This is a genomic window from Prosthecobacter sp. (assembly GCF_044222345.1).
Lineage (GTDB): Bacteria > Verrucomicrobiota > Verrucomicrobiia > Verrucomicrobiales > Verrucomicrobiaceae > Prosthecobacter.
Map to the genome: position 1 here is coordinate 97,254 of NZ_JBGANL010000014.1, position 20,067 is coordinate 117,320.

Consider the following 20,067-nt stretch of genomic DNA (forward strand, 5'->3'; position numbering starts at 1 on the left):
TGCCCGAAATGCCCATTCCAGCCGCGCAGCAGCAGGGCTGGTAGGGATGCGTTGTGCGCGTCCCGCTTTTCGGGTCTGCGGCACTCGCAGGCGTCCAAAAAGGTGCGCCGTCCTCGCAGCCTTCTGCATCGCCATGGCCGTGAACTGGAAAAGGACGCTGCAGGAGATGGAGCGCTGGATGAGATGCGGTGCTCAGGGGCTGCGGAACATATCCCCACACAAAAAAAGCGTCAGGAGTGACTCCTGACGCTTTCGCGTGATTCAAGCTAAGGTGCCGATCATTTCGGCACCGCAGGTGCTGCCGGTGGCGTTGCTGGAGCCGCAGGCGCAGCCGGAACTGCGGGAGCCGCAGGTGCCGGTGTCAGCGCTGCCTTCGCCTTCGCTGCGGCTTCTTCCACGGCCTTGGCTGCTTCGGCGGCCTTCTTGGCTGCAGCTTCCTTGAGGATCGCAGCCTCTTTTTCAGCGGCGATCTTCATCTCAGTCGCCTTCTTTTCAGCAGCAATTTTGGCCGCTTCCAAGTCCTTGGCTGCGACGTCAGCATTGGATTTGATCGCTTCTTTGACGGCTTCAGTCGCTTTCTTCGTGTCTTCAGCGGCTTTGGCGCCCTCAGGTGATTTTTTGTCGCACGAGGTGATGCTGCCCGCGAGCAGCCCGATAAGAAAAAGATGTGTGTATTTCATAGTCTGGACGCGCAGCGTCTGTGATGCAGGAGACTTTACAAGCTCAATAACAGAAATGACTAGATTGGCGCATTACTTCGCATCCAGCATCAATTCACTGAGCGCATTGGCTTTGATCTCCACTTCCAGCTCGGCCTTTTTGTCGCCCTTGCTGCGCACCACCAGCACTTTGCCTGCGGGAATAAAGAGCTTCGCCTCAGCATCATACGAGTAGGTGAGTTTTTTCCGGTTACCTTCACCATCCTTCGGACCGTAGATGTCCCAGCTGCCGGGAGTGCTTGAGCTAAGTTTCAAGGTGCCGGCATTGAGGTTCAGAGCCTTGGTTGTCATCTTGCCCGCCTGCACTTCCATTTCAGTCTGGGCCACGGCAGCACCACGCGTCGCCACCACGAGATATTTGCCGGCGGTGAGGTGGATTTTAGGCTGCGCATCGTAGCTGTAGCTCGCCTTGGGACGTTCTCCTTCGGCATTGGCTTCGCCAAACACCTCCCAATTCAGACCTTTTGGGGCCGCATCTGCACCTTCGGCCATGATGGCGCTGAGGGCCAGCGTGCCAGCGTTGATGTTGATCGGGATTTCCGTCAGCTTGCCCGCAACCACTTCGATCTCTTTTTTCGATTTGGCACTTCCCCATTCGAGCTTTACCAAATACTTCCCTGCAGGCAGGCTGAGCAGCGGCTGTGCATCATAGCTATAGGCAGCTTTCGTGCGATTGCCCTCAGCGTCCGGGGCACCTAAAACTTCCCAAATCGTGTCTTTGGAAAGCGGTGCTGCACCTTCATTGGCAAGTGCGGAGAGCTTGACACGACCGGCACCGAGCGTGAGCACCTTTTCGGTGATCGTCCCCGCCTTGATCTCCACCGTGGCCTTGCCCTTGGCATTGCCGACGCTCACTCCCACTTGGAAGGTGCCTGCGGGCAGTGACAGCGTGGGCTGTGCATCGTAGCTATAAGCGACCTTCGGGCGATTGCCCTCGGCGTCAGCTTCACCCAGAACTTCCCAGATCACGTCCTTCGCCACTGCGGTGCCGCCTTCATCCATCACCACGGAAAGCTTCACTTTACCGCTTCCGATCAGGACGACGATTTCCTGGGTTTCTCCCCCTTTGAGTTCGACTTCTTTTTGTCCTTTGGCATTGCCGTAGCTGACCATGATCAGGCAGGGGCCGGAAGGCAGGGTCAGCTTGGGTTGGGCATCGTAGCTGTAGCCGAGCTTCTTGCGCTGGCCCTCGGCATCCGGTGCTGACTGGATGTCCCAGATAAGGTCTTTGGCGATCGCGGGCTGTCCTTCAGCACTGATAGCACTGAGTTTGAGATTGCCGCTGCCAAGGATGACCTTCACTTCCTGTGCCGCCCCTTCCTTCACCGTGACCTCCAAACTGGCGCTGGCATTGCCGCGCGTGGCGGTGAGAAGGTAACTGCCCGGGGCGACCTTCAGGAAAGGCTTTGCCTCATAGCTGTAAGCCACCTTGGCACGGTTTCCTTCGGAGTCCGCCGGTCCGGAAAGTTCCCAGGCAACCTCTCTCTCAAACGCCACTCCGCCTTCCTTGTCATACGCCACGGCCTTGAGGCCTGTCTCGGCAAAGACCACTTCCTTGGTCACTGTTTCACCTTCTTTGATGGACACATTCAGTTCGATCACTTTACCGTTCAACTTGGCGCTGAGCGTGTATTTCCCGGCCTTCGGCAGTTCGGTGCTCCAATGCCCGCCGCTGCCCGTGGCGATGGCGTTTTCTCCGCCACCTTCCGCAAAGACCTGGAAGGCCGCGCCTTCAATCAGTGCACCGCCAGAAGATTTTTTCGCTTCGATCACCAGTGTCGTCACGGGCTTGGCCACCTGTTTCATTGCCACTTCCAGAGAGGACTTTAGCGAAGCTGCATCCTTGGCCGCGAGGTACATTCCACCAGTTTTCTTCGCCAGACACTCCAGCCCCGAAGACTCTCCTGGTTTGAGATCAAAGCCGATCACGTGACAGGTGAAGTCAATGCCCAACCGCTCCAGCTCCTCCGCCGCCATGCACGGGTCCTTCTCGCAAGTCTCCACCCCGTCGCTCACCAAGATCACCGACGCCCTGGCTTCTTCAAATTTCAAATACTTCGCCGCCTGGATCACCGCTGCCGTCAGCGGCGTCTTGCCCTTCGGTTCCAGACCGGACACGGCTTTCAAAATCGCGGCAGCGCTGCCAGGCTGCGGCGGTACCAGCAGTTCAATGTCTTCGCAGTCACCCTTCTTGCGGTGCCCGTAGGCCATCAGGCCCAGCTCCATCGCCGGATCAATCGAACCCACGATGTCACTCACTACTTTCTTCGCGATGTCGATCTTCACCCCGCCCGGCACTTCACCATACATGCTGCCCGAGGCATCAAAGACGATGATAGCCCGCGAGGCTGCGGCGGGTTGTTGTGCCTGGGCACTGAGGGTTCCGATGAGCAAAGCCCATCCTGTCAACACACTGGCAAAGCAACGATTCATGGGGAGAGTGATCTTGTTTTTTGAGGTAAAAACTGACGAAGCCTATTCGGATGTCCGATGCCCTGCTGCCGTTCAAAACAGTAAAAAAATCATGGGTTACCCTGATCTACCCCTGAGCTTGCATTTTAGCCAGAAGATCTCGCATGGCGCGCTCCGTCGCCTGCACCACCCCATGCTCCGTCACCAGCGCCGTCACTAGAGACGCTGGGGTCACGTCAAAACCATCATTGCGCGCCTGCGTTCCAGCCGGAGTGATCAGCACCTCCTCACGCACCCCCGCCGCGTTCAATCCGGGCATGTGCGTCACCTCGCGTGCGCTGCGCTGCTCGATGGGGATCTCCCGAATCCCATCCGTGATCGTCCAGTCAATCGTGCTCACCGGCGTCGCCACATAAAACGGTACGTCATGCGCCTTGGCCGCCAACGCCTTCAGGTAGGTGCCGATCTTGTTCGCCACATCCCCATGCGCCGTGACGCGGTCCGTGCCCACGATCACCACATCCACCAGTCCCCGCTGCAGCAGGTGCCCCGCATTGTTGTCCACGATCAAAGTGTATGGCACCCCATGCTCCTTGAGCTCAAACGCCGTCAGTGAGGCCCCCTGTCCGCGCGGCCGCGTCTCGCTCACCCACACATGCACCTTCATGCCCGCATCATGCGCCTGATAAATCGGCGAGATCGCCGTGCCCCAGTCCACTGTCGCCAGCCATCCCGCATTGCAGTGCGTCATCACATTCAGCGTCGCAGAGGCATCGCCCTTCTTCGCCTGAATCGCTCGAAACAATTCCAGCCCGTGTTTGCCGATGGCGTGATTCGTCCTCACATCATCCTCGCAAATCGCCAGCGCCTCATTCCACGCCGCTTCCGCGCGTTGTTCCACATTGAGCGGTGCCACCACACGCTTCACCCGGTCCAGCGCCCAGCGCAGATTGATCGCCGTTGGGCGCGTGGCATGCAGAACCACATACGCCCGTTGCAGCGCCGCATCCTTGGCATCATCCCGCAACGCAAAGTACAGGCCAAACGCTGCCGTCGCACCAATCAGCGGCGCACCCCGCACCCGCATCACTTGGATGGCCTCCGCCGCGTCTTCCATCGTCTGCAGATCACGCCATTCCACCTGGTGCGGCAGATAGGTTTGATCAATGATGCGCGCGCTTCGCGTCGAGTGATCGGCTTCAATAGAGCGGTGCGGCTGTCCGTGAATGTTCATGCAATGGAAATTTCGGCGAAGGAGGTGATGGCAGGGTGGTCGTGCTGCAGCACCGGTTTGTTTCCAGGCCGGACCGCGAGCGCCGTGAACATGCCAGCGTTTTGCGCCGCATTCAATTCCTCCACCACATCACTGATGAAGAGAATCTGCTCCGCCGGCAGGCCGCAGTCCGCAGCGATCGCTTCGTAGCTGGCGCTTTCACGTTTGGACCCTGTCGTGGTGTCGTAGTAGCCTGAGAAGTGCGTGGTGAGGTCTCCGCGCTTCGTGTGCGCAAAGAAAAGCCTCTGCGCTTGCACACTTCCGGAGGAGTAGATGCGAATATCCAGGCCCTTCTGACACCAGCCCGCCAGCGCCAGCGGTACATCATCAAAGATCCGGCTGCGCAGCTCGCCATTGCGAAATCCCTCTTCCCAGATCAGTCCTTGCAGCTGCTTCAATCCGGTCACTTTGGCGTCCGCTTCCATCAGCCGATGCACCGCCGCCTCAGCCTCGGCAGGAGTGGCAAACGCGGCGACACCTGCATCACGTGCCAGTTGTGCAATCAACGCCGTCTTCCAGTGCATGACGAGATAAGTTCCCGCATGCTGCCGCGCATACGGAAACATCACATCATGCACAAACGCCAGTGGCGATACCGTGCCCTCGATGTCCAGCAGGATCAGTTTGCCTCCAAACGTCATCATACGGCGATGGCCGCAGCCTGCTCAATGCGGAAACCTTTGGTTGCGATGGGATTGGGCCCAAAGCACAGCGGCTGATACCCGCTCGCAATCGCGTCACCGGTGTACAGCGGCGTCCATCCAGCCTTTTCGCGAAAGAGACGGATCGCACGGATGGTGCGGTCGGCGCACAGGTCAAACCAGTGCTTCGTGCCCGCAGGCACATTGATGAGATCGCCCTCTTCGATCTCGATGGAAAACACCGGGTCCCCATTTTCCGGATTGATGTAAAAGATCCCGCGCCCTTTCACGATGAAGCGCACTTCATCCTCAGCATGGCGGTGCTCCTGCTTAAACTTGTTCAGCATCTCCTGCAGATGGGGCACGTCAGGGGTCACATTGACCACATCTGCCGTGATGTACCCTCCGCTCTCCTTCAGCGCCTCTACTTCAGGCGCATACGCCGCCAGGATTTCCTCCTGCGTGGCATCGCGGTCGATGCGCCCCGCCACCGGCCAGCGTTCGTAATGAATGCCGTGTGGCAGCAGAAAACGGCGGATGCTCTCCGCGTCCTCGATCACTCGGTCTGAAGAAGGAATGCGGAGATAGGCCATGGAAGAAGTGCTCGCTAAAACGTGCCGAAGAGCAATCGCTTCTGTGTGACGACTTCGAAGAGAAACTCCAGCACCTCAATCTGCCGCCGCGCCGCACCAATGTTCTCACCCCAGGTGTAAAGGCCGTGGCCCGCCATCAGAAAGCCATGGCGCAGCACACTCGCCGGATCTTGCATTCGTGCATCGATCACCGTCGCCAGCGCAGCGATGTCCTGCGTGTTGGGATAAATCTCAATCCATGCCTCAGTCTCATGCGTGCTGATTCCTGCGAGGCCCTTCAGCATTTCATAGCCCGCAATCCGCAGCCCGCCGTCCTTCAAAAAATGCTCGCTCAACACGGTGGCCGCCACCGAGTGGGTGTGCAGCACCGCTCCAGCTCCGCGTTTCGCCAGCACCGTATGCAGCAGCGCTTCCGCTGAAGGCTTGGGGAAATCCTCGCCCAGCGCCTGTGCGTTTTCATCCACCTTCACAAACTGGTCTGGTTGCAGGCGTCCTTTGTCGAAACCACTGCCAGTCATCAGCAGCGTCAGCGGTTCACGGTCAATCACCACGCTGTAATTGCTGCTCGTGCCCAGCGACCACCCGCGATGATGGAAATCCCGCCCGCACTCGATGAGTTCACGGGTCAATAATTCAATCGGCTCGGTGGCAGTAGGCTGAGCTTTTTCTGCGGACATGAGTGGGTGGATGATTCGGACAGTGGCAGACATGTCAAATTGGCTCACGTAGCAGAATCTTCACATCCCACCTGGGGTTGACTCATGAGGAGCGGTAAAATATCTGGCTGTCATGGAATAAGGTTTCCTTGAGGTCGCTTCCGTCCTTTTTGTCCTTCAGAAGCGACACTGCGTTGTCGTTGGCCTTTCATGCATAAGCCCTGCATCCACCAAGATGCTCTCACTGCACGCTGGACTTCACAAATGTCGTTGGTTACTTTTTTCTATGAGCACTCCCACCAATGGCGACCACGATCTGGACATAGCCAAGGTTAATCAGCGCGCCCAAGAGATCGAAAACAAGCTCCCCAAGCTCAAGAAAGTGTTCGAACAAACGAAGGTCATGCTCAGCATGGTGAAGGATTATTGGGCGGGTACCTACCGCGAGATCCCCTACTGGGCCATCAGCGCAGTGTCCCTGGCCCTGCTCTATGTGCTCAATCCTGCCGACGTCATACCAGATGTCATTGTCGGTGTCGGTTATCTCGACGATGCCACCGTCGTCGCCTTCTGTTTGAAACTCGTGCAGCGCGAACTGGAGCGCTACCAGGAATGGCAGGCCACCCAAGCCAAAGCCGGCAAAGTCGTTGACGTGTGATCACCTCATCGTGCGCAGCGCACTAAATCGTCCTCGTCCTCCTACTCGAACTCGTCCTCGATCCTGCCGCTCCGTTCCACCACAGGCCTTGCAGGCGTACCACCAGTTTGCTGTTCACTGCTCAGAAGTCTTCCCCACGCCTTCCCACACCACAAAAAAACCGCCGTGCAGCAGCGCTGCACGGCGGTTCTAATTCAATCAGCTCTGTCAGCCCTGCTTACTTGGCAGGCGTGCCATAGACCTGAACTTCACAGTAGTGGTTCATGTCGTTGCTGGTGTTGCCATTGCTCCAGAGGCGCACATAGCGGGCCTTGATGCCCTTGGCGTCGACGACGCGGCCGTGGTTGGTTTCCACGTAGGCTGGATCGCTGCCCTTGCCCATCTGGGAGGAGTCGTCGTGGTCGGAGTTCCACAGGGTGGTCACGCCTTTCTTGAACTCAGGATCGTCAGACACCTGCACTTCCACGTCGATGTAGGCCTGGGCCTGCTTGTGGTAGTGCCACATGGCGATCTTATAGATGTTCGACTCGGCACCCAGGTCGATCTGCACCCACTGCTTGCCGGGCATCAGTTCCACGAAGGAACCGTCAGCACCGTCGGCGTCGCCGTCGGTCACGAGGCTCAGCTCACCGATGATCGGCGCACTGTCAGAACTGGTGACGGTCTTGCCTTTGGCAAGGTTGGTGGTGCCTTTCGGGACCATGATGGTTTTCACCACCTTGCTGGGGTCGGCCTTCTCAAGGTTCGGCAGCTCAGCTGGCACCGGGGTGCCGATGAACATGGGCTTCGGGAACTCGAGCGCGATCTCGACAAGATCACCAGCAGGAGCTGCTGGGGCTGCTGCCGCTGCTTTCGTTTCTTCTTTCTTGCCGCAGGAGGCAAGGCTAAGGGCGAGCGCGAGGCCCGTGAGGATGTGGAGGGTGTTTTTCATGGGGAACTTGGCTGGAGGTTGGGTGAATGTTGAATCGCCGTGGCAGATCACGCCTGGAAGTCTTCAGGCTTGAAGATGTACTTGCCGCCGGCGGCGGTGGCCTCGTAGGCCTTGAGCACCGTGACGCAGGACCGGAAGGCGGCTTCGACGTTGCAGGTGAGGTGCGCGGGGTCTTTGGCCTGCACAGCTTCGATGAAGTTCGCGATGTGCGGCGTGTGCGGCTTGACCTTGAGCTTGCGGGCCAGCTCCCATTGGGAGAGGGCCTTGCTTTCGCGCACGTCGGCCACGCTGACGGCACCGTAAGACGGTGGTTTCGGCTTTTCCCAGTCACGGGGATGTTCCCAGAACTTGTTCTTCGCCTTGTCCGCCGCCTTCATGATGGGCGGGTTCTCACCCAGGGCAAACCCTTCCCAGTCCTGGCCCGGTTCGGCGTAGAGCTGGTTGCCGTTCGTGTCGAGTTCGGAGATGATCGCCGTGCCACCGATGCCCATGTGCTTTTCATACGCACCTTGGGAACCCGTGGTGGTCAGCACCTGGTAGTAGGCGCGCAGAGCACCGGCAGGAGTCTTGAATTCGTAGATGCACATCATGTTGTCCGGCAGCTCGAATTTCGGGCGGCCTTCCGTGCCGTCGAAGTAATCCACACCGCCTGAGGCGATGACCGACACCGGGGTGGACTCATACATCCAGTTGAACATGTCGATCTGATGCGCGCCGAGGTCGGAGAGCGGACCACCACCGTACTTCTTGAAGAAGCGCCAGTTGCGGAACTCCTCAAGGCTGCCATAGCCGTTCTTCGTCAGCACATCCTGAGGAATGTCGTAGCCCTTCACCGCACCCTGCGGGGCGCTGCCGGAGACACCACGGTTCCACTGTGCATACGCGTGGGTGATGCGGCCCAGCATCTTGCCGGGTTTGATCACGTTGTCGCGCAGGTTGATGTAGCGCGGGTTGGAATGACGCTGATGGCCGATCTGGAAAATCCCGGGGTTCGCCTTGCCGGCGCGCACCATGTCACGTGCTCCCTCGATCGTGTTGCTCATCATCTTCTCGCAATACACGTGCTTGCCCTTTTCAAGGCAGAGGCGCGAATACGGAGCGTGCATGAAGTCCGGCGTGGCGATGAAGACGGCCTCAATGGACGGCTCCTTGTCGAGCATCTCGTTGATGTCTTCGTAGATTTTGATCTCGCCTTCCACCTGGTGCTTGTTCTCACCGAGGAAGCCGCCGCGCGTCTTCGCGATCGAGAACTTCCAGATGTCGCACATGGCCACCCACTGGATGCCTGGAACGTCTTTGGAGGCCACGCGCAGGGCGTTGCCCTGCGCACCGCAGCCGACGAGCGCGCACTTGATCGTGCGGCCTTTTTCGGTCGCTTGCGCGATCGCGCTCTTGCTGGTGGCGAGGTAGATTCCGCTGCTCGTCAGAGCACTGGTGCGGAGGAAGCCGCGACGGTCCATGAAACGGGACAGTGGCGCTGGGGAAGGGGAGGGAGGCTGGGAATTCATAGGTGCAATCAGGCGTGTGGGTTCACTGCCAATGACGACGTGAAGTCGTGGTTATGCCTTCTTGCGGAAAAGGAGGCCGTCGAGTGAGAAGGTTTTCGCCTTCGAGGTCACCAGGGCGGCTGCCACGATCAGAATGGAGAGACCGATGTTGCTCACCACTTCCGTGTCATCCGGCAGGGCGGCAAGTCCAAGGCCCAGGGAGAGGAACACCAAACCGGCGGCCAGCAGGCCAAACTCGGTGCAGATGCCAATCGCCACCCAGATGCCCACGGGCACAAGAATGTAGCCGATGCTGGCGGCGAAGGCGTCACATGCCCAAGCAGGCATGAAGCTGTTGTCCGTCATCAGCTTGGCCAGCGGGCCGGTTTTCTTCGAATAATTCTCCAGGCCGAAGCTCACCGTCGGTCCGTTGCCCCAGCGAAACTTGTCGATGCCTGCCATGAACAGGCGCATGCCGACCCAAAGACGGAGCAGAAGATGTGCAAAATCGTAACTGAGGCTGCCGCAGCATTTGGAGGAGGAAGAGTCGGACATGAGTGGGGTCGGGGTGGCTGGTTGAAGTGAGGCGTCGATTCTGAACCGGTGCCCTTGGAAATCCAGCAAAATTTAGAAGGTACATGCTTCGCAGATATGAACGATCAGAGGGGGGAAAGTTGGATCACACCCCTTTTGCGGAATGTGACAGTTTCTCACTTCAGGACCGTTTCCACGGCTTCTCGCTCACCGTGCTTGCCATTCTGAGCATCTCCGCTTAAAAAAGACCGCTTAATTCACCCTTACTGATTCCCATGAGCTCCCTCTCGTCTCCCAAACTTCCGGCCCAAGGCATCCTCGAACCTCTTGGTGACGAAGACCGCGACATCCTCAGCGGCTACGGCGAATTCCTGCCGGTGCAGCCCGGTCAGCATTTGATCGAGGAGGGGCAGCAGCAAAACAGCCTCTTCTTCGTCGTCTCCGGCAAGTTCCACGCCACCGCCATGCGCGGCGGCCACAAAGTGCTCCTCGGCTCCATCCAGAAGGGTGAAACCATCGGCGAAATCAACCTGCTCGACCCCAATGTCGCCAGCGCCAGCGTGACCGCCGTTGAGTTCTCCCAGGTCTGGCGCATCGACGGCGCCACCCTCGAAAGCTACATTAACGAATACCCGCGTGCCGCCGCCTGGCTGCTCATCGGCGTCGGCCGCACCATTTCCCACCGTCTCCGCGCGGTGAATGAGAAGATCGCCGCCTTCTACAGCGCTTAAGGCATGCAAGTGATGCGGATTGTTTGGCGCACGATTGAATCGTGCGTTTCAGTCCGCTCTTCACGATGGAAAACTTCCTCATGTCTGGCCTGCTGCCATTTCCTCCGCACACTTGGCTGGATGCCATCCAGGTCATTTTTCTCCTGCTCGCCGGTCATGCGTTGATGGATTATCCCATGCAGGGGGAGTTCCTCTCCACCTGCAAGAACCGGCATCTCCTGATCCTCCGGAATGATCCCACCCGGCCGGTTCAAATCTGGCCTTGGTGCATGACCGCCCATTGCATCCTCCATGCCGCCGCCGTCTGGGCCATCACCGGCTGCTTCATCCTCTGCCTTGTCGAGCTCGTCCTGCACTGGCTCATCGACCTCGCCAAGTGCGAAGGCAAAACCACCTTCGTCCAGGACCAGTTCCTCCACTGCATCTGCAAAATCGCCTACGTCGGTGCTGCGATGCTCCACGGAAGTTAAAGTTTAAAGTTAAAGGTTCCAAGTTTGCCCTGCGCGGCGATACCACTTGAAACTTGAAACCTTAAACTTGTAACTGCGACCCCCATGCAGCGCACCGCCATCCTGAACGTCGTCGGCCTCACCAGCCGCCTCATCGGCGAGCACACCCCGGCCATCCGTGCCTTCGTCGAGCGCAATCGCTCCACCCTCATCGAGCCCGTCCTCCCCGCCGTCACCTGCACGGCCCAGGCCACCTACCTCACCGGCCGCCTCGCCCGCGATCACGGCGTCGTCGCCAACGGCTGGTATGACCGCGACTACGCCGAGCACCGCTTCTGGAAGCAGCCCGAGCAGCTCATGCACGGCGAAAAATTGTGGGAGGCCCTCCGCCGCGTCGATCCCCAGTTCACCTGCGCCAAGCTCTTCTGGTGGTTCAACATGTACTCCACCGCGGACATCTCCATCACCCCGCGCCCGCTCTATCCTGCCGATGGCCGCAAGGTCTTCGACATCCACACCCAGCCCATGCCGCTGCGGGACCGCATCAAAAAAGACCTCGGCCCCTTTCCCTTCCGCCACTTCTGGGGCCCCGGATCCGACATCAAATCCTCCATCTGGATCGCCGAGAGCGCCAAATGGATCGAGGAAAAGCACTGGCCCGGCCTCTCCCTCGTTTACCTCCCCCACCTCGACTACAACCTCCAGCGCGTCGGCATCGACATGGAGAAAATCCACGTCGACCTCCGCCAGATCGACAACGTCGTCGGCGACCTCATCCGCTTCTACGAAACGCGAAACATCAAGGTCGTCCTCCTCTCCGAATACGGCATCACAGACGTCGAGCAGCCCGTCCACCTGAACCGCGTCTTCCGCGAAAAAGGCTGGCTCAGCATCAAGGACGAACTCTGCCGCGAAACCCTCGACCTCGGCGGCTCCAAAGCCTTCGCCATCGCCGATCATCAGGTCGCCCACATCTACCTCAACGATCCCAGCCTCCTCGCCACCGTTCGCGCCACCCTTGAGGCCACCCCCGGCGTCGCCCAGGTCCTCGGTAAAATGGAAAAGCATCTCGTCGGCCTCAATCACGAGCGCAGCGGCGATCTCATCGCGGTCGCCGATGCCAAAAGCTGGTTCACCTACTACTACTGGCAGGACGACAAAAAAGCCCCCGACTTCGCCCGCTGCGTGGACATCCACCGCAAATGCGGCTACGACCCCGCCGAGCTCTTCCTCGATCCCGCCATCAAGTGGCCCAAGCTCAAAGTCGCCTCCAAGCTCGCCAAAAAAGCCCTTGGCCAGCGCATGCTCATGGACGTCATCCCTCTCGACGCCACCCTCGTCAAAGGCTCCCACGGCCGCATCCCCGAAGACCGCGCCGACTGGCCCGTCCTCATCGGCGACTTCGACTCCCTCCCCCGCACCGGCATTCTCTCCGCCCACGAAGTCTGCAATCACCTCTTCCGCCTCTGCTCCAGCGGCAACGGCTACGCCAGCGTCTCCCGCTGATTCAAAATCGTCCTCGTCCTCGATCCCAGCGCTCCGCCAAACCCCAGAGCCAACGAATTCCACCTGCTCCCCGCATTCGTCATTCCGGCTTCGTCATTTCCCGGCTACCCTCCCGCCGTGATTTGCACCACCTCGATCACATCCCCATCACTCACTGCGGCCCCATCAATCTCCCGCGGCAGCAGCGCCACCTGATTCTGCTCCACCACCACCGGCTTCCCACCCAGCCCAATGCTCTCCAGCAGCGACCTCACCGTCTGAGGCCCTTCAAACTCACGCTTCTGTCCGTTCAAAGTAATCTTCATATCAAAATTCGGGGTTCACGCTGCCAAAATCGAAGCATCCCAGTCCTTCCACACCGGATCCAGCCCCTGCTTCCGCAGCATCTCCGCCACACTCTGCGGCGACCTCTGATCCGCGATCCCAAACTGCCCCTCGGCACGATTCGTCTCCGCCTTCTCAGCCACCTCCACGCGCTTTCCTTTCACAGTCAGGTGCAGGTCCTCATTCCCCGCGCCCGTGTAGCCGCCCGGCTCCGTATGACTCCCCGCGCTCATCACCGTCACCCCCAGCGGCGCCAGCGCATCCCGCAGCGGCGCAGGCTCCCGCGTGCTTAAAATCACACCCACCTCAGGAAAAATAATCCGAAACGCGCAGATCGTCTGCACCAGCGCCCAGTCCGGAAAATCCGTCATCGGTGTAAACCCACCCGCCGCCGGCCGCAGTCGCGGAAACGCCACCGTGAAAGTCGACTTCCAGCAGTGCTTATAAAGATGCTCCAGATGCGCCGCCAGTCGCAGCGCCTCCAGCCGCCAGTCGCTCAGTCCAAACAATGCCCCGACGCCAATGCGCCGAAACCCACCCGCATACCCGCGCTCAGGGCACGCCAGCCGCCAGTCAAAATCCTTCTTCGGCCCCGCCGTGTGCATGTCCTTGTAAAGGCCGCGGTCATAGGTTTCCTGATACACCACCAGGCCCTCCGCTCCCGCCTTCACCATGCGCTCATACTCCGGCGCCTCCATCGGCCCCACTTCGATCCCGATCGTCGGCACAAAATCCCGAATCGCCCGGATGCACTCCTCCAGATACCCATCGCTCACAAATTTCGGATGCTCACCCGCCACCAGCAGAATGTTCCGAAATCCCTGTGCCACCAGATGCTTCGCCTCAGCCACCACCTGGTCGATCGTCAGCGTCACCCGCAAAATCGAATTATTATCCCGCGAAAAGCCGCAGTAGCTGCAGTTGTTCACGCACTCATTGGAAACATACAGCGGCGCAAACAGCCGCATCGTCCGCCCAAAATTCCGCCGCGTGATCATCCGCGACTCCTTCGCCATCGCTTCAATCTGCGCCGGCCCCTTCGGCTCCAGCAGCCCGGCAAACCGCTCCATCAGCGGCGTTTTACGCGCCGGGAGAGCATCAAGGGTGGGAATGAAGGTCGTCTGCATTTGTGGGGGGAGGATATAATACGCGCCTGCCGCCCCATGCAACGCCCGGAACCAAGGCGAACGCCGAATTCGGTCTGCTGAAGGCCAACGGCCTTCCGTATTTCAGCCCAGGGATGCCGAGCTTTAGCGAGTGCTTCCCTGGGTTTTCGGCATCAGGACGGGGAGCAAACCCAGCACCTCGCTGTCCCCATGCCCTCCAGCAGCGTTTGTCATGCACTCCGCCGCGTACGCGCTCACGAGACACCCCACGTCAGCATTTTCAAAACTACGCGATCGCTTCCCCTTTCCTGAATGTCCTTCGCTCAGCCCCCCTCACCCCACATACTGCGTCATAAACACCTCATTCCCCTCCGCATCCCGAAACACCCCCAGCAAAATCGGCTCTCCCTCACGTTGCTGCGGCGACTGCAAAATCTTCGCCCCCGCCCCCGCGATCTTCTCCGCCATCACCAGCACGTCCTCATACTGAAAGCTCAGCCCCGTCGGATTCCGCGACCCATCGTGCCCGCCATGCAGCGCGATGATCGCATCCCCAAACCGCAGCTCGGTCCAGAAATCGCTCACAAAGATCTCCTCCAGCCCGATCACATCGCGGTAAAACGCCACCGCGCGCTTCATGTCGGCGGCCATCAGCATAAACTTCACTTTTTCAGGTTTCATCGGCTGGAAGAATCATTGTCGGAGTTCGCGGGGTCTGAGGCGGCCACCTGGCTGTAAAACCGCGCTTTTCCTTGGGCAAAGCCCGCATCAAAACGTTTGCTGAACCTCATCATTCCACCCACAGCGATCATCCAGATCAGTCCACTGCCCAAAATGACCCCAGGCGCGAACCACAGCATCCACGCGTCCTTGATGAACACCTGCGCCGGATCTTTGGCATCGTAATAAACGCCCACCGCATCACCCCGCTTGAAGAGATCCGAGCGCGCCGCTCTCGATGATTTGGCCTGCTGCACCACACCCTTGGAATCACGAAACTCCACCACCGGGTAGTAGCTCGTCACCTGCTTGGTCAGCGGTTCCTCCCCGGGGCTCCGCGTGCTCTGAATGGCGATCACATCCACAATCACTCCCGTGGTCTTTTCAGAGCTGTAAAGAAACCACGCCGTGCTCGCGGTCCATATCAGCCCCGCGCCTGCGATCAGCGCTCCGAAAATAAAAAACCCCTGCAGCATTCCCTGCATCGTCCATTTTTCAGGGGCCAGTTCCATCATGGTTGCAAAATGAGTCCACTCAGGTGATCCGGCAAGCGAAGAACAGGCTCGAATCAATCCGCCGCCATTTCTCAGCACCTCGCTTGGCCCCGGCCCGTTTCAGGCTACACTCGCACATGCTGAAAAAAACCGCCATCCTCCTCATGGCCTCGGCCCTGGCCGCTTTGCTGTGGATTCGTTACGGCACACCCGAAGCTCCCGTGGTTGAGCCGCCCCTGCCACCCGATGCTCTCGCCACGCTCTTGGAGCAAGCCCGCGCCAATCCCGCACTCGCCGGCGCCTCCATCGGCCTCTGCCTCATCAACAGCAAAGGCGAAGTCGTGAAGGATGTCAGCGCCACCACCTCCCTCATCCCCGCCTCCAGCCTCAAGACCCTCACCACCGCCACCGCTCTCGAAATCCTCGGTCCGGACTTCCACTTCACCACCGAACTCAAATCGACCGCACCTGTCCAAGACGGCATCATCCAGGGGGATCTGGTCATCGTCGGCGGTGGCGATCCCATGCTGAAACTCGAAGACCTCAAAACCTGGGCCGCCGATTTAAAACAGCGTGGCCTCACCCGCGTCACCGGCGGCATTCGCATCGATGCCAGCCTCTTCAGCGGCAGCCTTTACAATGACTTCTGGAACTGGGGAGACATCGGCAACGGTTACGGCAGCGGCGTGTCAGGCCTGAACCTCAATCACAACCGCTACATCCTCGTCTTTCGCGCCGGTCCCGCCGTCGGTTCTCCTTCGGAACTCCTCGGCATCAATCTCGAAGTCCCCGACGCGAACTGGAACAACGAGGTCACCACCGGCCCCGCCGATTCTGGCGATGGCACCGTCATTCACGGGGGCGAAAAAACCTCAGAAATTCATCTTCGCGGCACCGTGCCGCTCGGCGCCGCAAAATTTCAGGCCAAAGGCGCCGTGCCAGACCCCGCACGTTTTGCCGCACATCATTTCCGTGCCCTTCTCATCGCCGCAGGCATTCAGGTGGGCGGTCGCGCATCCACCGCTCCTGCCACTCACTCCTTGCTCAAACACGACTCGCCCCCCTTGCTCGAAATCATCAAAAGCATCCACGCCACCTCCGACAATCAGGAAACCGAGTGCGTCTTTCGCATGCTCGGCATCAAGGCCGGCAAGCCCCCTGCAGACGTCATCCGCGACCACTGGAAGTCACGCGGCCTCGACTTCATCGGCCTGCGCATGGAAGACGGCTGCGGCCTCGCCCGCGCCGATTTCATCCGCCCGCTGGATCTCGCCCGACTTCAGTACTTCGCCGGCAAAGGCCCTCTGGGCGCTGCCTACAAAGCCTCGCTCCTCTCCAAAGACGGCCTCATCTGGAAAGGCGGTGCCATGTCCGGCATCCGCACCTTCACCGGCTACGCCAAAACCAAATCCGGCGAAGAATACTGCTACGCCCTCATGATCAATCACTACACCGATGGCCAGGCCGCCTCCGAACTCAGCCAGGCCATCATGGATGCCATGCAGGGCTTGTAGCCGCACTCAAGAGCCCAGCGCCAAAGGAGCGCGGACTTCCAGTCCGCAGCCCTCTGCAAGCACCAGTCGCCCCGCCTCGCCCCCTCCCTCCGTTCCAGAGCCCCCGATCATATCGTCCCTTCCGTCCTTTCTGTCCTTTCGCCTCTTCAACCGAAACTCCACCCCTCTCCGCCCCTACTTGAGCTCCTGAATCCGCAGATTCCGAAACTTGTACGTCTGCCCCTTCTCACCATGATGCTGAATGGCGATCACGCCGCTCGCATCCTTGTCGTCCTCCACATCCGTCGTCAGCACCCCGTTCACGAAAATCTTCAGACTCTTCCCGCGGCACTCAATGCGGTAAGTGTTCCAGTCATTGCGCTTGAAGGCATCTCCCGCGCGCGCGCGGAAAGCCGCTTCGCTTTCCTTGTTGCCCTTGATCGGACTCGCAAACCACATCCGGCGGCCTTCATCATACAAGCCGCCGCTCCACTTGCGGTTCGCATCACCATCCACTTCCGCCTGATAACCAAAGACCTTGTTCTTCTCCACATGCGCCCGGAACATGAACCCGCTGTTCGCCTGGCCGGCAGGCAGCAGAATGTCGCCTTCAAAGATGAAGTCACCGTACGTCTTCTCCGTCACCACAAAGAACTTCTTCTCGCCCGTGAGATGAATTTCCCCGTCCACAATGTCAATCTGGCCCCACTCATACGGGTTCTTCCAGCCCGTGAGCGTTTTGCCGTCAAAGAGTGACACAAAGTCATCAGCGAAAGCAGAAATCGAGACGGCCAGGGCAAATGCGGCAAGGAGAAGGCGTGGTTTCATGGTGGGAGTCCGTATAAAGACGGTCAGCCGCATCAAACAAGGCGAAAAGCGCGGGGCTCTCGACAAACTCGCAGCCATCTGCTCTACCATGAGGTCGGCCATCGTGTGGATCGTTGCTTCCGGCGCTGGAGCAAGGCCGATCACAGCGTCATTGAGGAGGTGGCCAATCAATACGCCTTCAGCAAAACCACCAAGCGCTCCACCACCTTCCGGGACGATCAGCTCAGACCGCCTTTCCAAAAGCCGCCGGTGCCTGCAACGCTTTGAGCATGCAGGCACCGTCCGGTGCGTTGGCGGCTAGTTGCCACCTTTCAGCTCACCCACCACCTTGGGCACCGCCATCTTCGTCGTGTTCCCGGAGCCGTCCGCCGCACGGTTGTAGCCGCCGCCGAGAGCCTTGTAGGCTTTCACAAAAGCATTCAACTGCTCCTGCTTCAGCTCGATCAGATCAATCTTCGACTCCAGCGCGTCACGTTGCGTGAAGAGCACTTCCGTGTATTCCGCACGTGCGTTGAAGAAAAGCTGGCCGGCGATGTTGATCGAGTCATTCAGCGCCGCCACCTGCTGGGCCTTGAGATCGTAGCTGCGGCCGTAGTTTTTGATCTGCGCCAGTTGATTCACCGTCTCGACGTAGGCTTTCAGCACCGTCTGCTGGTAGGTGTAGATCGCCGCGATCTGGCGGGCGCTCGCGCCGAGGAACGCTGCCTTGATCGCACTCCGGTTGATCAATGGAGCCATCAGGTTGCCTGCAATACCATAAACCAGTGAAGCCGGGGTGGTAAACGCGGACTCCAGCGAGAAGGACTGCAATCCCAGGGCTCCTTTGAGGCTGAGGGAAGGGTAGAATCTCGCCGCCGCAGCCTTCACATCCAGTCCGGTCGCTGCCAGTTCCAGCTCCGCACGCCGCACGTCCGGACGGTTCCGCAGCAATTCCACCGGCAGTCCGGTGTTGATCTGGCCAAGCATCACTTGCTCGAAGCCCTCAGACCTCCGCTTCACGTGCTGGGGGTAGCGGCCCACCAGATAGTTGAGCTTGTTTTCCGCCACGGTGATCTGCTGCTGAACTTGGTACTGGTGGCTTTGGTTCTTGAGCACTTCCGCCTCAAACCTGCGCACGGCGAGTTCCGTGACCCGGGCGTTCGCTTTCTGCAGCTTCACTGCCTCGAGCGCATTCTTTTGAATCTCAATCATGCGCTTCAGGGTCGCAAACTGGTTGTCAAACGCCACCAGTTCATAATAGGTCTGGGCGATCTCGGACACGATGTTCGTGATCATGAAGTTCCGCCCTTCCTGGGTGCCCAGGTAGCGCAGGATCGCGGCATCCCGCTCGTTCCGCAGCTTCCGCCAGATGTCCACTTCCCAGTCAAAATCGGCGGAGAATCCGAAGTTGGGCATGTTCGTTGGAATGACGGTTCCTGCGGCAATTTCATTGGCGGGATTGTCTTCCGCAGCTCCGGCGGCCGTATGCCGGCCCACTTTGTCCAGTCCGGCGGTCGTGCCTGCGGTCACAAAGGGGAGAATGGCGCCTTTGCGCGCACGCACTTCGGCCTTCGACGCCTCAATCTCCTGCAGCAGGATGTTCAATTCCTGGTTGTTGCTCAGCGCGGTGCTGATCAGGGAGGTCAGGTTTGGGTCCTTGAAATACTCCTTCCAGCCGATCACTGCGGAGTTCTTCCTTCCCGCCGTGTCTGGAAAGTTGGCTGGCAGCGGCGGGTCACTTGATGGCAAAGGGTCTCGGCGGAGCACTGAAGAGCACCCCTGCACCAGGACGATTAGACAAACAAAATTAAATGCTAGGAGCTTGTTCTTCAGGTTTTGCATGTTCATGATGGCCGTACTCTCCGAGTTCGCTCAGCGGTGTGTCGTCTTCATCTGGGAGAAGCTTTCCACGGGCGGCGATCGTGCCGAAGATATAATAAAGTCCAGGAACGACAAGCAGGCCGATAACCGTTCCCAAAAACATCCCGCCGGCCGCTGAGGCACCAATCGTCTTGTTGGCGATGGCTCCAGCGCCATGTGCCCGGAGCAGCGGAATCATCCCCGCAATGAAGGCGAAGGACGTCATCAAAATCGGACGGAAGCGCACCTTGGCACCTTCAATGGCCGCCTCCAGGATCGTCAGCCCTTCGTGGTGCCGCTGGGAGGCGAACTCCACGATCAGAATGGCGTTCTTGCCCAGCAGGCCCACCAGCATGATGATGCCCACCTGCGCATAAATGTCGTTGTCCAGTCCCATCGCTTTCAGCAGCGCAAAGGACCCCATGACACCCACCGGCAGCGAGAGGATCACGGCCAGCGGCAGGGTGAAGCTTTCGTACTGCCCGACCAGCACCATGTAAACGAACATCAGCACCACGATGAAGATATACATCGCCTCGTTGCCTCGTCCCACCTCGTCAAACGAGAGACCGGCCCAGCCGATGTCAAAGCCTCGCGGCAGGGTCTTCTTCGCCACATCCTGGATCGCTTTGATGGCATCACCGCTGCTGTAACCGGCGGCCGGCGCACCCTG

Annotated in this window: 22 protein-coding genes; 6 read left to right on the top strand and 16 right to left on the bottom strand. The window is 59.4% G+C overall.

The features are described from left to right. Window positions 1–278: 278 nt before the first annotated feature. From ACILSL_RS10100 to mtnB, 6 genes are all read right to left on the bottom strand, one after another. Window positions 279–680 (bottom strand): hypothetical protein, encoded by a 402-nt coding sequence (locus ACILSL_RS10100; RefSeq protein WP_395731898.1) that lies wholly within the window; start codon window positions 678–680, stop codon window positions 279–281. A 72-nt stretch (window positions 681–752) separates the two neighbouring features. After that, window positions 753–3,152: a VWA domain-containing protein gene (locus ACILSL_RS10105; protein ID WP_395731899.1), complete on the bottom strand. Its 2,400-nt coding sequence runs from the start codon at window positions 3,150–3,152 to the stop codon at window positions 753–755. A gap of 106 nt (window positions 3,153–3,258) precedes the next feature. Next, window positions 3,259–4,365, bottom strand: a complete 1,107-nt coding sequence (gene mtnA / locus ACILSL_RS10110; protein WP_395731900.1) for an S-methyl-5-thioribose-1-phosphate isomerase — start codon at window positions 4,363–4,365, stop codon at window positions 3,259–3,261. Next, window positions 4,362–5,048: an acireductone synthase gene (mtnC, locus tag ACILSL_RS10115; RefSeq protein ID WP_395731901.1), complete on the bottom strand. Its 687-nt coding sequence runs from the start codon at window positions 5,046–5,048 to the stop codon at window positions 4,362–4,364. Before mtnC ends, mtnA begins: the two co-directional genes overlap by 4 nt. After that, the gene (locus tag ACILSL_RS10120) at window positions 5,045–5,638 is read right to left on the bottom strand and encodes a 1,2-dihydroxy-3-keto-5-methylthiopentene dioxygenase (RefSeq protein ID WP_395731902.1); all 594 of its coding nucleotides are present in this window, start codon (window positions 5,636–5,638) and stop codon (window positions 5,045–5,047) included. The genes mtnC and ACILSL_RS10120 overlap by 4 nt, the downstream gene beginning before the upstream one ends. 14 nt (window positions 5,639–5,652) lie before the next feature. Continuing rightward, the gene (mtnB, locus tag ACILSL_RS10125; protein WP_395731903.1) at window positions 5,653–6,315 is read right to left on the bottom strand and encodes a methylthioribulose 1-phosphate dehydratase; all 663 of its coding nucleotides are present in this window, start codon (window positions 6,313–6,315) and stop codon (window positions 5,653–5,655) included. Window positions 6,316–6,580: 265 nt separating this feature from the next. On the opposite strand from mtnB, the gene ACILSL_RS10130 reads away from it, so the two are divergent. Continuing rightward, entirely contained in the window at window positions 6,581–6,952 is a 372-nt protein-coding gene (locus ACILSL_RS10130; RefSeq protein WP_395731904.1) for a YkvA family protein, read from the top strand. A 217-nt stretch (window positions 6,953–7,169) separates the two neighbouring features. On the opposite strand, the gene ACILSL_RS10135 is transcribed toward ACILSL_RS10130, so the two are convergent. From ACILSL_RS10135 to ACILSL_RS10145, 3 genes are all read right to left on the bottom strand, one after another. After that, window positions 7,170–7,883: a discoidin domain-containing protein gene (locus tag ACILSL_RS10135; protein ID WP_395731905.1), complete on the bottom strand. Its 714-nt coding sequence runs from the start codon at window positions 7,881–7,883 to the stop codon at window positions 7,170–7,172. A gap of 47 nt (window positions 7,884–7,930) precedes the next feature. Beyond that, entirely contained in the window at window positions 7,931–9,343 is a 1,413-nt protein-coding gene (locus tag ACILSL_RS10140; protein WP_395731906.1) for a Gfo/Idh/MocA family protein, read from the bottom strand. 99 nt (window positions 9,344–9,442) lie between these two features. Next, complete coding sequence (locus ACILSL_RS10145) at window positions 9,443–9,925, bottom strand: hypothetical protein (protein WP_395731907.1); 483 nt, start codon at window positions 9,923–9,925, stop codon at window positions 9,443–9,445. Between the two features lie 254 nt (window positions 9,926–10,179). Here ACILSL_RS10145 and ACILSL_RS10150 point away from each other — a divergent pair, with 254 nt between their 5' ends. The 3 genes from ACILSL_RS10150 (at window position 10,180) to ACILSL_RS10160 (ending at window position 12,590) form a co-directional block, all read left to right on the top strand. Continuing rightward, window positions 10,180–10,635: a Crp/Fnr family transcriptional regulator gene (locus ACILSL_RS10150; protein WP_395731908.1), complete on the top strand. Its 456-nt coding sequence runs from the start codon at window positions 10,180–10,182 to the stop codon at window positions 10,633–10,635. Window positions 10,636–10,676: 41 nt separating this feature from the next. Then, a complete protein-coding gene (locus ACILSL_RS10155; protein ID WP_395731909.1) occupies window positions 10,677–11,105 on the top strand; it encodes a DUF3307 domain-containing protein in 429 nt (142 codons plus the stop codon). 84 nt (window positions 11,106–11,189) lie between these two features. Continuing rightward, window positions 11,190–12,590: an alkaline phosphatase family protein gene (locus ACILSL_RS10160; RefSeq protein ID WP_395731910.1), complete on the top strand. Its 1,401-nt coding sequence runs from the start codon at window positions 11,190–11,192 to the stop codon at window positions 12,588–12,590. A 104-nt stretch (window positions 12,591–12,694) separates the two neighbouring features. Here ACILSL_RS10160 and thiS read toward each other — a convergent pair whose 3' ends face one another. From thiS to ACILSL_RS10180, 4 genes are all read right to left on the bottom strand, one after another. After that, complete coding sequence (gene thiS, locus ACILSL_RS10165; RefSeq protein ID WP_395731911.1) at window positions 12,695–12,895, bottom strand: sulfur carrier protein ThiS; 201 nt, start codon at window positions 12,893–12,895, stop codon at window positions 12,695–12,697. A 15-nt stretch (window positions 12,896–12,910) separates the two neighbouring features. Continuing rightward, window positions 12,911–14,041: a 2-iminoacetate synthase ThiH gene (gene thiH / locus ACILSL_RS10170; protein ID WP_395731912.1), complete on the bottom strand. Its 1,131-nt coding sequence runs from the start codon at window positions 14,039–14,041 to the stop codon at window positions 12,911–12,913. Window positions 14,042–14,353: 312 nt separating this feature from the next. Then, a complete protein-coding gene (locus tag ACILSL_RS10175) occupies window positions 14,354–14,701 on the bottom strand; it encodes a VOC family protein (RefSeq protein ID WP_294396656.1) in 348 nt (115 codons plus the stop codon). Continuing rightward, on the bottom strand, window positions 14,698–15,255 hold the full coding sequence (locus ACILSL_RS10180; RefSeq protein ID WP_395731913.1) for a DUF3592 domain-containing protein: 558 nt from the start codon (window positions 15,253–15,255) through the stop codon (window positions 14,698–14,700). The genes ACILSL_RS10175 and ACILSL_RS10180 overlap by 4 nt, the downstream gene beginning before the upstream one ends. 116 nt (window positions 15,256–15,371) lie before the next feature. Here ACILSL_RS10180 and dacB point away from each other — a divergent pair, with 116 nt between their 5' ends. After that, on the top strand, window positions 15,372–16,748 hold the full coding sequence (dacB, locus tag ACILSL_RS10185) for a D-alanyl-D-alanine carboxypeptidase/D-alanyl-D-alanine-endopeptidase (RefSeq protein ID WP_395731914.1): 1,377 nt from the start codon (window positions 15,372–15,374) through the stop codon (window positions 16,746–16,748). A gap of 174 nt (window positions 16,749–16,922) precedes the next feature. Here the strand turns inward: dacB and ACILSL_RS10190 are convergent, their stop codons facing one another. Further along, complete coding sequence (locus ACILSL_RS10190; RefSeq protein WP_395731915.1) at window positions 16,923–17,555, bottom strand: DUF1080 domain-containing protein; 633 nt, start codon at window positions 17,553–17,555, stop codon at window positions 16,923–16,925. Window positions 17,556–17,660: 105 nt separating this feature from the next. Between ACILSL_RS10190 and ACILSL_RS10195 the strand changes: the two genes are divergently transcribed. After that, window positions 17,661–17,822: a hypothetical protein gene (locus ACILSL_RS10195; RefSeq protein WP_395731916.1), complete on the top strand. Its 162-nt coding sequence runs from the start codon at window positions 17,661–17,663 to the stop codon at window positions 17,820–17,822. Window positions 17,823–17,852: 30 nt separating this feature from the next. Here ACILSL_RS10195 and ACILSL_RS10200 read toward each other — a convergent pair whose 3' ends face one another. Together ACILSL_RS10200 and ACILSL_RS10205 are read right to left on the bottom strand one after the other, a co-directional pair. Then, window positions 17,853–19,283 carry a TolC family protein gene (locus ACILSL_RS10200; protein ID WP_395731917.1) on the bottom strand — a complete coding sequence of 477 codons (1,431 nt, stop codon included), beginning with the start codon at window positions 19,281–19,283 and terminating at the stop codon, window positions 17,853–17,855. Between the two features lie 58 nt (window positions 19,284–19,341). Continuing rightward, the coding region (locus tag ACILSL_RS10205; protein WP_395731918.1) for an efflux RND transporter permease subunit at window positions 19,342–20,067 on the bottom strand (726 nt) is incomplete at its 5' end.